The following is a 13,144-nucleotide window of genomic DNA, read 5'->3' on the forward strand; positions in this document are numbered from 1 at the left end:
GAGCAAACAAACGACAACCTCAAAAATTAGCATGATGTTTTTTTGAGGTGTGAGTAGATGTTCTTCTATGATTTAAGTGCCAATGAATAGGATTTAAAGAGGTTACTGCATGTTAAAGTTTTGACATCAGTTTAAATATTCGAGTCATTAACACGATGTATTCGTGCTTTAATAAAATAACTTTATTTCTATAACACAGCTGACATATGTAAAAAGGTCTAAAAAACATAAAAACCATAAAAACCATTGTGGACGTTTGAAGTCTACAATGGTTTTTATCAATTTTATTATTAGATGTGGATATAGTTGTAAGATGCCGCTTCTGAAGCTGAGATTGTACGTGAGCTGACACTGAATGGCCCACCGTTATAGTTCATTTCAGAAACAGTTACTGAACCGTCGTTATTCACAGATTCAACGTAAGCAACATGACCAAAAGGTCCATCGTTAGATTGTAAAATAGCGCCTTTTTCTGGGTTATGATCTACTTTGAATCCTGCAGCTGATGCTGAGCTTGCCCAGTTATTTGCATTGCCCCAAGTTGAACCAATTTTTCCGCCAACTTTGTCATATACATACCAAGTACATTGACCTGCTGTATAAAGATTGCCTGCACTTGTTACACCAGTAGCGTGTGTTGAAGTAGAAGTTGTTGTTGTATTTTGTCCATTAGATGAAGTTTGATTACTACTAGATTGATAATCGTAATTTGTACCGTTTGTATTGTAATTATAATTGTAAGAATAACTGTAGCTGTTTTCTGCAGCATCTGCTTGGTTGTGTTGTATTCCGACTAAAGCAGCACCCAAGCCTGCCGTTAATGTAGTTGTCGTAGCGATTTTTTTTAACATAATAAAAAGTCCTCCTCAATATTTCTCGTCTATTTGAATTGGTAAAGTTAATTAAGTTTTAAGGTGTTATAAAGAATGAATCGTTCGTTCAACGACAATGAACACTTTATCAGAAAATGTAGGGTCTGTGTGGAATGTTACAGTTTTGTAATTGAATTAAAAAGGCTTTGGGAAAATATGTAATCTTGTCATTTTAAATGAAATATCTTATAAAAACTGTCACTGTCAGTGATGCAGTCCTCCAAATATAAATATCAAGCGTAGGACTATTACAGACCTTGTAATATTAAAAACGGTTTTGTGAAAATCATCTATCCATAATCCAACTAGAGAAGCAAAATGATGTTAGCCCCCTCATTAGAAGTTATCGATTTACATGGGATGTTACTTAAATAAAGAAGTTTAATCTATTGTAAATATTAACGATTCATTAAAGGTAAGTCGATTTTTATTGGGATAATGTACGATGAAGCCTTGATAATAAAGGGATTACAACCAATGAAGTGGAGAAGCGGTTTGAAATTTCAAACATAATCATGGGGAAGATAGGGTATGAAGAATAAAGTAGATAGAAAATAAGTGAAATCATTGATAAAACTGTTTTCTTTTTAGCGTTGTTCTGTTACGATGCTTGATGAGTCACAAATATGTTGCTCAATGCTATGGAATTAAAAAAACAGTCGAGAAAGAAGGGTAAACATATGAAAATAGCGGTAGTAGGTTCAGGAAATGGTGCAGTTACAGCAGCTGTAGACATGGTTGATCAAGGACACGATGTCAAACTTTATTGTCGGAACCAATCTATTAATAAATTTGATAAAGCGATAGAGCAAGGCGGCTTTAATTTTTACAATGAAGGTAAAGAAAGTTTTGTAAACTTTACAAATATCAGTGATGACATGGCGTATGTTTTAGAGGACGCTGAAATTGTAATGTTATGTATTCCGTCTTCATTTATTGAGTATTATGCTGAATTGATGGCGTCGTATACTAAAGATGATCAAATTATCTTCTTTAATATGGCTGCTGCAATGGGATCAGCGCGCTTTATGAAAGTATTAGAAGAATATCATTTAGATGTATCGCCAGTATTTGCAGAAGCGAATACGTTAACGTATGGGACACGTGTTGACTTTTCAACAGCCAGTGTCGATTTATCTTTAAATGTGCGTAAAGTTTATTTCTCTACTTTTGATAAAGATGACTTAGCTGAGACATTTAAAAAAGTGGAACAAATTTATCCATATATTGTTAAAGAAGAGAGCTTGTGGCGTACAAACTTAGAAAATGGGAATCCAGAAGTACACCCAGGTCCTACGTTATTAAATGTCGGACGTATTGACTACAGCGGTGATTTTGCCCTTTATAAAGAAGGAATCACAAATCATACTGTACGCTTGCTGCATGCGGTTGAAGTTGAAAGATTAACACTCGGTCGTAAACTGGGCTTTGAATTAGAAACAGCTAAAGAAGCACGTATAGAACGGGGTTATTTAGAGCGAGAAATGGAAGATGAGCCACTTAACAAGCTCTTTAACCACAGTCCTGTTTTTTCACGAATCCCAGGACCGAATAAAGTCAATAACCGTTATTTAACAGAAGATATCGCATATGGATTGGTGCTTTGGTCAAGTTTAGGTCGCGAAATCGGTGTCCCAACGCCAAACATAGACGCCATTATTGTGATTGCTTCTACTATTTTAGAACGTGATTTCTTTAATGAAGGGTTAACAATTGAATATTTAGGGAGAGAGAAAGTCGGTCTGATTTCTTACTAAGCGAACAAAGGGGAGCGTGTTGTGTATGAAAAGGAAACCAACTTTAATTGAGTCACTATCAACCATCGTCGTAATGATGATTGTCGTCTGTGTCGGTTTTATTGTGTTTAAAATACCGGTACAGCCTTTACTGATTATTTCAGCTGCGTATGCCTCATGGATTGCATGGCGTGTTGGTTTACGTTGGAAAGACCTTGAAGAAGGCATTACAGATCGTTTATCGACAGCAATGCCCGCAATTTTTATCATCCTATCTGTAGGGATTATTGTAGGGACGTGGATGTATTCTGGAACGGTACCTGCACTAATATACTATGGTTTGAAATTTTTAAGTCCGAGTTACTTTTTAGTCTCAGCATTTTTAATTTCAGCGATTTGTTCAGTTGCAACAGGAACAGCATGGGGTTCTGCATCTACGGCCGGTATTGCATTAATGGCAATTGCTTTAAACATGGATATTCCAGCTGGTATGGCAGCAGGTGCAATTATTTCAGGTGCTGTGTTCGGAGATAAAATGTCACCACTCTCAGACACAACAAATCTGGCTGCTTTAGTTACACGTGTTAACATATTCAGTCATATCAAACATATGATTTGGACGACAGTACCTGCTTCAATTATCGGGTTAATTGTTTGGCATTTTGCGTCGAGTGGCTTTGCTGCTCAAGCTAAGGAAAGTCAAGTCAATGGTCTACTTAAAGATATCGAAGCGATGTACCATATTAATTTCTTCGTCTGGTTACCTTTAATCGCAATTGTCATTTGTTTAGTGGCTAAAATTTCAACTGTACCATCGATGCTCATTTCAAGTGTTGTTGCGATATTGGTCGGTTGGCTCGATCATGGTTTTAAATTGCAAAATGGTTTTATCGCAACTTTTAAAGGTTTTAGTAAAGATATTTTAGTCACGCAATCTGATTTATCTAAAAAGGCGATTACCTTAATTGAACAAGGTGGCATGATGAGTATGACGCAAATCATCGTCACGATATTTTGTGGTTATGCCTTTGCGGGTATTGTTGAAAAAGCAGGTTGTTTAGATGTCTTATTACATCGTATTTCAAAAAATGTCAATACAGTGGGTCAGTTGATTCTTGTCACGGTCATCGGTGGATTAATGATGGTATTAGCAGCCGGTGTTGCATCAGTTGTTATTATTATGGTTGGCGTACTGATGATGCAACTTTATGACAAGATGGGATTAGATCGTGTTAACTTGTCTCGAACACTGGAAGATTCAGGTACAATGATTATTCCGCTTATCCCTTGGGGCACATCAGGTATTTATTATACACAGCAGTTAGGTGTTGGTGTCGGTGAGTTCTTTATTTGGGCAGTCCCTTGTTATTTATGTGTCATGATTGCTGTATTTTATGGCTTTACAGGGATTGGCATTAAAAAGAAAGCACAAGCTTAACGGCCTTGATTACAATGAAACGTTGCCATGATATAACATAAAAATAAAATATAACAGTTAGAATTTATTCGAGGAGTGAAACAATGAAATCAGAACGATGACATTGTCGCTCCTTTTTTTGTAAATATATGGAAAGGGGACGTTAAAAAGAATGTGTTGCCTTTTTATAAAATGCAGTGTATATGTTATAAAAAATGAGCATGAAATATGTTTTAACTCTTGCAAAAAAGGAAATATATTAAATATAAATGAGGTGATTCCATGTTTTACTTAATAGTTCTTGTAGCGATGTTACTATTATGGTTTGGGATTCACCGATACATCAACCATGATGAACAACAATTAAAAAGTCCTTCAGTATTATTTTGGGTTATCAGCCTTATATTGTATTTTGTAGCGATTGTACTTTATAAGGCAGGTACCCTTAATTTGTATGAACGTCTCCATGAAGCCATTTTAATCACGCTATTTGGCTTGATTGTGGCATGGACGTATTCACATTTGTATCGGTCGATTGACACAATCGTATATACCATTATGATCGTCGTTTTGACGCTACTAATGGCATTTTCACGTATCCCAAGCCTTTTTGTCACTGGCTCCATATCATTAATGCTCATTGTTCGATTGTTATTAACAGCGGTGTTTGTAGGCATTGGTATTCACGTTGTTTACAAACAAATCAAAGCTAAAAACATGGAAAACTTTCCGCTGTTATATTTGTTTGCATTTGGATATTGGATTACGATTGCATATTGGTTATAAAAAAAGGTTTGGGCGATTGCACCCAAACCTTTTTTATAAATAATATTGTAATTAGTGAATGAAGTTGTAACCAGCAGCTTGGCTAGCTGAAATTGTACGTGAAGTTACAACACCAGGTCCGTGACCGTAGTTCATTTCAGAAACTGTAACTGAACCGTTGCTGTTTACTGATTCAACGTATGCAACGTGACCAAATGCACCTGAAGTTGATTGCATGATAGCACCAGCTGATGGACGGTTATTTACAGTGTAACCAGCGGCAGCAGCAGCGCTTGCCCAGTTATTTGCATTACCCCATGTAGAACCGATTTTACCACCTACACGATCAAATACGTAGTAAGTACATTGACCAGCAGTGTATAAGTTTGTACCAGCTGAACCGTTTGAGATTGAACGTGTTGATGTGCTTGTAGTTTGGTAAGAACGTGAAGCATTGTTTGATGTTTGGTAAGAACGTGATGTTGATTCTGAGTAGTTGTATGATGCTCTAGGTGCACTGTATGTTTGACGTGGCACAGCATAAGTTGCACCAGTGTAGTGATGGTTTGTAGTATCTTCTGCTGTGTAGTACTCTGCAGATGCATTTCCACCGTTGAATTGATCTGGTGACCAGTTACCTTCCCATTGGAAGTGGTAGTTACCTTGTTGGTCGATTGTGTAGCTGTAGCTATATGAAGTTGGGTCGTTCGGGTTGTACCCACCATTATATTCTGCAGCGTCTGCATCTTGACCGTGTGCTAAAGTGAAAGCAGCAACACCTGCTGTAGCGATTGTAGTTGTAGCGATTAATTTTTTCATGTTAAAAAATCCTCCTGAAAAATGTTTAAGATATAAGTTAAATTCACTAAGTTGTGAAGTGTAAGTTTAATAATTTGTAAATTCCATTGGCGTTTGCTTAACAACGATATTTACTGTAACAGAAAATAAAACGCTTGTGTAGCGCTTATTTAATTTGTAATGTTTAAGAAAACAGGCGAATCTGCTTGTAATAAATCCGAACGTTGAGAACCTTGTCACTAAAGGGTTTTAGACATGCTTAACAAAACCTTAACAAATTTCATAAAGGTTCTGTCATAAAACTGTAATATGATTACAAAAATATTGCGATATAAACGTTTTTTAAGTAGTGAACAAGGATAATATTTAGTAAAAATCTACACATTTGAAATTTGAACCTATTTTTAGAAAGATGAATTAAAAAAACGAGCGCTAAAAATAGCGGAGATGTCATTTTAAAAAGTGGGCACATAAAAATTGAAGATAAGCAGTTGGAAAAACGACATGAAAAAAATTTGAATTTAAAAATTTAACAAAATATCCAAAAACTTCCTATTATATTGTTTGTATTAAAATGAATTGCTAACTTATTACGCGATTATCTCATTATCACGTTAGCGAGGTATACACCAACCGAAGTGGTTGAATCTGTTATTTTAATAAAAAATCCTATACAGATAGAGAGGGAAACAGTCAGCATACAGTATTTAACTTTCGTGCTTATTTTGAAGCTTTTGATAAGGATTAAAGGAATAGAAAATCATTGTTGTTGACAATAATGAAAGACTAAGCTATGATACAAGTATAAATTTTATACTTGAAAGGTGGTGCCTGTATTGAAAATAGAATTAGGATTAACGTCATTTGCTGATAACCAAGAAATGCATACAGAAAATGGTGTCATTCCGGCAATTTCAAATGCAGAGCGTATACGAAATATTGTCGAAGAAATCAAATTAGCAGATGAGGTAGGCTTAGATGTATATGGTCTAGGCGAACATCATCGACCTGATTATGCGGTATCAAGTCCAACAACAGTTTTGGCTGCCGCTGCACCGCTTACGAAAAAAATCAAATTAGCTTCAGCTGTGACCGTCTTATCGTCAGATGATCCTGTAAGAGTATATCAACAATTTGCGACGCTTGATGGATTATCAAATGGACGTGCTGAAATCATGGCCGGTCGTGGTTCATTTATTGAATCTTTCCCATTATTTGGTTACGATCTTAAAGATTATGAAGCATTGTTTGATGAAAAGCTAGATTTATTGCTTAACATTAATCGTAATGAAATTGTGCATTGGAAAGGCCATCTAAGACCAAGTATTGAAGTTTTAGGCGTCTATCCACGTGCAGTCCAAAAAGAATTACCGATTTGGTTAGCAACAGGAGGCACACCAGAATCATCACTCAAAGCGGGTGCCTTAGGTTTACCTATCACGTATGCGATTATTGGTGGTAGTCCAAGACGATTCAGACGTAATATTGCGATGTATAAAGCCATCGCTGAATCAAAAGGTTTTCAAGCAGATCAACTTCAAATTTCAACACACTCATGGGGTTATGTTGCTGATACGGATGAACAGGCACAACGCGAATTTTATCCTGCTGTAGAAGCACATCATAATGTGTTAGCGAAAGAGCGGGGTTGGCCGGCATTTTCAAATGAACACTTTTTATCTGAAATTGGTCCGGATGGTGCAATGTATGTGGGCAGCCCAGAAACTGTCGCACAAAAAATTATTGATACTGTAGAATCATTAGAATTAACAAGATTCATGTTGCATTTGCCTATAGGTTCTATGCCACATGAAAGAACGATGCATGCAATTCGACTTTTTGGGGAAAAGGTAAAACCTATCGTCGATGCATATTTTGAAAACAAATAAGGAGAATTTAAAATGATCTTAAGATATGTTACAAATTTAAAAACTGCAAAATCTTTATTCGATGCGGCACAACCTAAATTAAAAGGTGACGAAGGAATGAAAGAAGCGTTCAAAACATTCAAATTACCTGAAGGAATGGTAAAAGTAATCGGAACTGTAGAACTATTAGCTTCTGGTTTATTCGTCGCAAGCCTTTTCCATAAACGTATTTCACAAGCTGCGTCATTATTATCAATTGGTGTTTTAATCGGTGCTATTTACAAACACTTTGAAGCAGGTCAAGGAAAAGAAGGCGCGCAACATGCGATTGATGTAGCGACATTAGCTGGCTTAAGCCTTGTTGATACATTGACTTCTAAAAAGTAAGCATTCATGCATCCGATAGTAAAGCATTATTAAAAAAATAATGTTATAAATCATTTCTGATTGGTTAATAACATATTGCCTCAAATATTTATTTGCTATTTATTTAACCTACAAAGTATTTTACTTTGTAGGTTATTATTTTTCTTATATTTACGTTTATTTATTTTTGATGAGTAATAAGACATTTGCACAAAACTCAAATGTTAATTATTTAAACTAGAACATCAAAAATAATTTTTTGGCAATCTATAAATCGGTCGCAATAGGCTTTTTATATCTACTTTTATTTGGTAAAGAAAATATATCAAAATTTTTTTCAGAAAGCTAACTCATAAAGTAATTGAAAAATGTACTGATTCGGTTTAAAATATAAATGTTAAAATATTAAATTTCCAAGTTAATATAGTTGTGAGTAGAATTAGACATTGTACCTATACATCTTGGATTGCATCTATAGGGGGTAAGCGAATGGAAAAATATCGTATCAAAAATATGAAAGAACTTATGGCAATTAGTTTTACGACAAAAGGAATCTATGCACAAATTAAAAAGAAGTATGCGCTGACATACGAAGAATTATTTATTCTGACGTTTATATTAGAAAATAAGCATTCTGTTTATAATGTAAAAGACATCATTAAAGCTTCAAAGTTCAAACCATACTACATTACAAAGGCTATGCAAAAATTGAAAGATTATGGTTTTCTAACTAAGAAACGTAATGAGCATGATGAACGTACTGTAATCATTGAAGTGTCTGATGAACAGTATACAAAAATTGAAGCGTTATTTAATGAGATTGAAGCATTGTTGTAAATGTAAGTTCTTTATAAACGAATCATTTTGAATGGAAGCAATAACTTGTGGAAATGAAAGAGAGATATTAACTTGAGAATTTGAATATTTTAAACCATTTAAAATACGAAATTTCAGAGCAATTTTCATGGCATCTTACTTTTAAAAGATGACGTTTGAGATGGGCGCATCCAACTTTTCAGTATTATGTATGATTTGTGTGGTATGAGATGAAAGGGACTAGAAACATAGTCAACGACATGAAGCAAATTTAACGATTTGTTTCATGTCGTTTTTTATTTATATGATGTGCCATACAGGGGGATAGGCAACGAACGGGATTTGTACTATAATGTTGAGTAAGTAGCTAAGAAATAAAAAGATTGAGAGGTTTTGGTTATGAAATCTGTGTTAATTCAGTCTGAAATTCAAAAAGAATGGGTAGCTAAATTAGAAGCACATCGAGAGCAATTAGAAAAGAATGCACATCGCAATGATATCGAAAGCCGTTTTCCATACGAAAATATTCAATGGCTCGTGGATGAAGGTTACAGTCAATTGACTTTACCAGTTGCTTATGGCGGAAGAGGAGCAACATTAGAAGACATGGTCGTCATTCAAATTGTTTTGGGTTCAATTGATGGTGCTACAGCTTTATCAATCGGATGGCATGTCGGCTTAGTCGGTGAGCTATATGAAGGACGTCTATGGGATGATGCGATACTCGATCTTTTTGCAGAAGCGGTCAAACAAGGGGCGCTCGTTAACCGTGCAGTCAGCGAAGCAGAAACAGGGAGCCCTACAAGAGGAGGTCGGCCTGCGACATTTGCACAATTTGATGGGACCCATTATGTTTTAAATGGTGTAAAGACATTTACATCTATGAGTCGAGCGCTCACTCATGTCGTCGTTGCAGCTTACATACCTGACCGAGAAAAAGTTGGATTTTTCTTAATAGAAAAAGATGTAGAAGGACTAGAAGTTGCAGATAATTGGAATATGGTCGGCATGCGTGCAACTGAAAGCCATGATCTAATCTTAAACGATGTAAAAGTAGAACCTAAATATTTAGTTGAAATTAAAGGTGAAGGTCCAAAATTTCAAAACGGATGGTTGCTCCATATTCCAGCGACATACCTTGGGATTGCGCAAGCAGCGCGAGATGAAGCATTAAAATTTGCTTTAACACACCAGCCTAATAGTATTGAAACGCCAATTTCTGAATTGCCTGTCGTACAACAAAATATTGGGAAAATGGAAACAAAATTATTGAGTGCGAGACACTTGTTATGGAGTACAGCAAAAGCATACACAGGATTAAGTGAAGAAGATGAAATCAGTAACGAAACCGCTGCGAGCAAAGTTGTAGTGATGAATGAAGGTTTAGAGGTCGTTGATCTTGCTATGCGGATTATAGGTGCTAAAAGTTTAGAGATGGATCGCCCGATTCAACGTTATTATCGCGATATGCGTGCAGGGCTACACAACCCGCCAATGGAAGATCTCGCATACACCCAAATTGCTAAAAAAGCGTTAAGTTTATTTCAAAGCGAATGACACTTCATATTGAATTCTAAAATATATGAACGTCTTGTTTGATCTCGATATGCCTAATAGAGTAATAGCTAAAAAAAGAAATTGCAGTGTGCAGACAGCGTGATACAGAGGTTCAATACGTAGATGTGCGTTGATTGAACACTCAAAGTCATAGATGCAATTTTGACTAAATTTTAAAAAAATTATGCTATAATTTATGTTGTAATTTATTCAATCAACTACAACGGAGGTTTACAAAATGGCAGACGAAAGTAAATTTGATCAAGCAAAAGGAAACATCAAAGAAACAGTAGGAAATATCTCTGGTAATAAAGAATTAGAACAAGAAGGTAAAGAAGATAAAGCGGCTGGAAAAATTAAAGAAGTCGCTGAAAATGCGAAAGATAAAGTGAACGATCTTGTAGATAAATTTAAAAAATAAGCCACTTAGTGATAAGCCAATTGAGCCTTTTCAATGAAGTTGGCTAAAATATAAATGAGAAATATATTTTTTTGAGAGTAAGACGGATCATCTATCGATTTAGATGACGTCTTACTCTTTTTAAATAGTTTTAAAAGGATACGTGATATTTGAAAGTAGCGTCAAAATTTAAAAGTTAGCGTATCACACTTTAATTGTCTATTGATACTTTTGTGAATACTTTATATAATATGAGGACATCAAATGGACAGAGGAGAATGCTAATATGCGATATCTTTTAGTGGGCATAGGGGGTATCTTTACATTACTTGGGTTTGCAGGGGCCGTGTTACCATTGTTACCTACAACACCTTTTTTATTAGTGGCTGTACTCTGTTTCGCAAAGAGCTCGGACCGTTTTCATGATTGGCTCATCCAAACGACCATTTATAAAGCGTATATTGAGGATTTTCGTCGCTATCGTGGCTACACGATGAAAAAGAAAATTCAATTGCTCGTGAGTTTATATATTGTCGTTGGTTTTTCAATATGGATGATTGACATGCCAATGATTCGGTTGGGGTTAATGGTGATGGTCATTCTTCAAACGATTGTACTTTTTACTTTTGTTAAGACATTGCCAAAGCAGCATGAAGTAGAGCGTAATCGTACGCTTAACGTAAATGAGATAGATTAATATGAATATGTCAAAAATAGAGTAAGTGAGAAATCTGGTGAGGTCAACTGAGATTTTTAGCTTACTTTTTTTGATGGTGTCATTGTATAGTGCACACGCTTTTTGGAAACTTTACATTTTAAAATCGGTAATTTTTATTAAGTTACAAAATTTTATTAAAAAAAGATTGCCTTAAAAATGTATCCACTATATAATAATGATAATCGTTATCAATTGGAGGGTAAATAAATGAAAAAATTATGGTTACCATTATTGGCAATCTTGCTTGTTTTATCTGCTTGTGGCCAAAATGGAGGGCAAAGCAGTAAAAATGATACAAAATCTTTTGCATTAAAAACAGCAAAAGGTGAAGATAAAGTGGATATTCCTAAAGATCCAAAACGCATCGTTGTACTTGCACCGACTTATGCAGGCGGTTTGAAGTACTTGGGAGGAAAGATTGTAGGGGTCTCTGATCAAATCAAACAAAGTCCTGTGCTGTCAAAAGAATTCAAAGATGTAGATAAAGTTGGCGCGGAAGATGTGGAAAAAGTTGCGACTTTGAAACCGGATTTAATCATCACATATAACACAGATAAAAATACAGACAAGTTGAAAAAGATTGCACCGACACTTGCTTTTGATTACGGACAATACGATTATTTAGAACAACAAAAAGCAATGGGTGAAATTTTAGGTAAATCAGATGAAGCAGAAAAATGGATTAAAGATTGGAAAGCGCAAACTGAAAAAGATGGTAAAGAAATTAAAAAACAATTAGGTGACGACACATCAGTTTCTATTTTCGAAGATTTTGATAAAAAACTTTATGCATATGGTAAAAACTGGGGAAGAGGCAGTGAAGTAATTTATCAAGCATTTGGTTTGAAAATGCCTGAAGCTTTAGAAAAAGCAACTGAAAAAGAAGGTTGGAAAGAGATTTCTAAAGAAGAAATTGACAAATACGCTGGTGACTATGTCATTACTGCAAAAGTAAAAGATGCTGCAAAACCAGAATTCCAAAACACGTCAATTTGGAATAACTTGCCAGCAGTTAAGCAACAACATGCATTCGATGTAGATTCACAAGTTTATTGGTATAACGATCCTTATTCATTAGATGTAATTCGAAAAGACTTAAAGAAACAATTATTAGCACATCAATAGAGCGAAGTTAAACTTAGAGCGTTAAAAGACAGGGAAATTCATCATAAAATAATAAGCACTAAGATGATTTGAAGGACAATAATCATCTTAGTGCTTTTTCATAGTGCGCCCGGCATGGGTAACAACTTGACGGTAAAAGTCCGTTACAGGCTTGGTAGTAGGAACTGTTAGCGAAAGACAAGGGTGTCCATTGTGAAGTGGAATCTGAAGGAAGTCGGACGCAAACACTCGCACTGACGAACAGAAATATCATACTGAGGCTATGTAGAATGGATGAATCTGCTATACAAGATAAAGTCCGACACTACCCGAGTTCTATATAGTAAATGATGCGGTGACATGAGTGGAAAGTGGTTACGCCTTACCCGGGGAGGTCTCATCAGCGGTAGTCCTACCGTAGTAACAACAAATGATGAGAAGTCAGCAAAAGTCATAGTAGGGAAAATGTACCGAAGGACTGAACAATATTCAATACAAAGTAAAGATTGGAGGTTACAGGTTTACGACGTGCAGAATACGGTTTTCAACCGGCAGCTTATGGAAGGATAAGTAGTGGAACGAAAAAGAATACATAAGTGTGTACAGTAAATCTTATACGAAGCATGATAATAAAAAAGGAAGCTCGAAGACGATTTTTATCAAAATCATCTTCGAGCTATTTATTTTGGTATTTATGTCCCAGGCTCTATTTATTTTGGTATTTATG

General features: G+C 35.5%; 12 protein-coding genes. 10 read left to right on the top strand and 2 right to left on the bottom strand.

All coding sequences use genetic code 11. The features are described from left to right. Window positions 1–290: 290 nt before the first annotated feature. Window positions 291–851 carry a CHAP domain-containing protein gene (locus tag MUA40_RS02765; protein WP_016426298.1) on the bottom strand — a complete coding sequence of 187 codons (561 nt, stop codon included), beginning with the start codon at window positions 849–851 and terminating at the stop codon, window positions 291–293. A 701-nt stretch (window positions 852–1,552) separates the two neighbouring features. On the opposite strand from MUA40_RS02765, the gene MUA40_RS02770 reads away from it, so the two are divergent. From MUA40_RS02770 to MUA40_RS02780, 3 genes are all read left to right on the top strand, one after another. Then, the gene (locus MUA40_RS02770; protein WP_016426299.1) at window positions 1,553–2,629 is read left to right on the top strand and encodes an NAD/NADP-dependent octopine/nopaline dehydrogenase family protein; all 1,077 of its coding nucleotides are present in this window, start codon (window positions 1,553–1,555) and stop codon (window positions 2,627–2,629) included. A 25-nt stretch (window positions 2,630–2,654) separates the two neighbouring features. Continuing rightward, a complete protein-coding gene (gene nhaC / locus MUA40_RS02775) occupies window positions 2,655–4,046 on the top strand; it encodes a Na+/H+ antiporter NhaC (protein WP_262569858.1) in 1,392 nt (463 codons plus the stop codon). Window positions 4,047–4,307: 261 nt separating this feature from the next. Next, window positions 4,308–4,811: a hypothetical protein gene (locus tag MUA40_RS02780; protein WP_016426301.1), complete on the top strand. Its 504-nt coding sequence runs from the start codon at window positions 4,308–4,310 to the stop codon at window positions 4,809–4,811. Window positions 4,812–4,862: 51 nt separating this feature from the next. Here MUA40_RS02780 and MUA40_RS02785 read toward each other — a convergent pair whose 3' ends face one another. After that, the gene (locus MUA40_RS02785; protein WP_016426302.1) at window positions 4,863–5,609 is read right to left on the bottom strand and encodes a CHAP domain-containing protein; all 747 of its coding nucleotides are present in this window, start codon (window positions 5,607–5,609) and stop codon (window positions 4,863–4,865) included. 815 nt (window positions 5,610–6,424) lie between these two features. Between MUA40_RS02785 and MUA40_RS02790 the strand changes: the two genes are divergently transcribed. The 7 genes from MUA40_RS02790 (at window position 6,425) to MUA40_RS02820 (ending at window position 12,438) form a co-directional block, all read left to right on the top strand. Further along, complete coding sequence (locus tag MUA40_RS02790) at window positions 6,425–7,477, top strand: LLM class flavin-dependent oxidoreductase (RefSeq protein ID WP_126496254.1); 1,053 nt, start codon at window positions 6,425–6,427, stop codon at window positions 7,475–7,477. Between the two features lie 12 nt (window positions 7,478–7,489). After that, window positions 7,490–7,843 carry a DoxX family protein gene (locus MUA40_RS02795; RefSeq protein ID WP_016426304.1) on the top strand — a complete coding sequence of 118 codons (354 nt, stop codon included), beginning with the start codon at window positions 7,490–7,492 and terminating at the stop codon, window positions 7,841–7,843. 468 nt (window positions 7,844–8,311) lie between these two features. Then, the gene (locus tag MUA40_RS02800) at window positions 8,312–8,659 is read left to right on the top strand and encodes a transcriptional regulator, SarA/Rot family (protein WP_016426305.1); all 348 of its coding nucleotides are present in this window, start codon (window positions 8,312–8,314) and stop codon (window positions 8,657–8,659) included. 378 nt (window positions 8,660–9,037) lie between these two features. Next, on the top strand, window positions 9,038–10,195 hold the full coding sequence (locus MUA40_RS02805; RefSeq protein WP_262569860.1) for an acyl-CoA dehydrogenase family protein: 1,158 nt from the start codon (window positions 9,038–9,040) through the stop codon (window positions 10,193–10,195). 238 nt (window positions 10,196–10,433) lie between these two features. Then, window positions 10,434–10,616: a CsbD family protein gene (locus tag MUA40_RS02810; RefSeq protein ID WP_060829518.1), complete on the top strand. Its 183-nt coding sequence runs from the start codon at window positions 10,434–10,436 to the stop codon at window positions 10,614–10,616. A 265-nt stretch (window positions 10,617–10,881) separates the two neighbouring features. Further along, entirely contained in the window at window positions 10,882–11,292 is a 411-nt protein-coding gene (locus MUA40_RS02815; RefSeq protein ID WP_126496258.1) for a YbaN family protein, read from the top strand. A 228-nt stretch (window positions 11,293–11,520) separates the two neighbouring features. Beyond that, on the top strand, window positions 11,521–12,438 hold the full coding sequence (locus MUA40_RS02820) for an ABC transporter substrate-binding protein (RefSeq protein WP_016426309.1): 918 nt from the start codon (window positions 11,521–11,523) through the stop codon (window positions 12,436–12,438). Window positions 12,439–13,144: the final 706 nt, after the last annotated feature.

It is taken from the genome of Staphylococcus schleiferi (genome assembly GCF_025558325.1).
Taxonomy (GTDB): domain Bacteria; phylum Bacillota; class Bacilli; order Staphylococcales; family Staphylococcaceae; genus Staphylococcus; species Staphylococcus schleiferi.

What these genes read in the sequence shown, in the direction of transcription:
- MUA40_RS02765 (WP_016426298.1), bottom strand. Translation starts at nt 851, where the DNA reads ATGTTAAAAAAAATCGCTACGACAACTACATTAACGGCAGGCTTGGGT.
- MUA40_RS02770 (WP_016426299.1), top strand. Translation starts at nt 1,553, where the DNA reads ATGAAAATAGCGGTAGTAGGTTCAGGAAATGGTGCAGTTACAGCAGCT.
- nhaC (WP_262569858.1), top strand. Translation starts at nt 2,655, where the DNA reads ATGAAAAGGAAACCAACTTTAATTGAGTCACTATCAACCATCGTCGTA.
- MUA40_RS02780 (WP_016426301.1), top strand. Translation starts at nt 4,308, where the DNA reads ATGTTTTACTTAATAGTTCTTGTAGCGATGTTACTATTATGGTTTGGG.
- MUA40_RS02785 (WP_016426302.1), bottom strand. Translation starts at nt 5,609, where the DNA reads ATGAAAAAATTAATCGCTACAACTACAATCGCTACAGCAGGTGTTGCT.
- MUA40_RS02795 (WP_016426304.1), top strand. Translation starts at nt 7,490, where the DNA reads ATGATCTTAAGATATGTTACAAATTTAAAAACTGCAAAATCTTTATTC.
- MUA40_RS02800 (WP_016426305.1), top strand. Translation starts at nt 8,312, where the DNA reads ATGGAAAAATATCGTATCAAAAATATGAAAGAACTTATGGCAATTAGT.
- MUA40_RS02805 (WP_262569860.1), top strand. Translation starts at nt 9,038, where the DNA reads ATGAAATCTGTGTTAATTCAGTCTGAAATTCAAAAAGAATGGGTAGCT.
- MUA40_RS02810 (WP_060829518.1), top strand. Translation starts at nt 10,434, where the DNA reads ATGGCAGACGAAAGTAAATTTGATCAAGCAAAAGGAAACATCAAAGAA.
- MUA40_RS02815 (WP_126496258.1), top strand. Translation starts at nt 10,882, where the DNA reads ATGCGATATCTTTTAGTGGGCATAGGGGGTATCTTTACATTACTTGGG.
- MUA40_RS02820 (WP_016426309.1), top strand. Translation starts at nt 11,521, where the DNA reads ATGAAAAAATTATGGTTACCATTATTGGCAATCTTGCTTGTTTTATCT.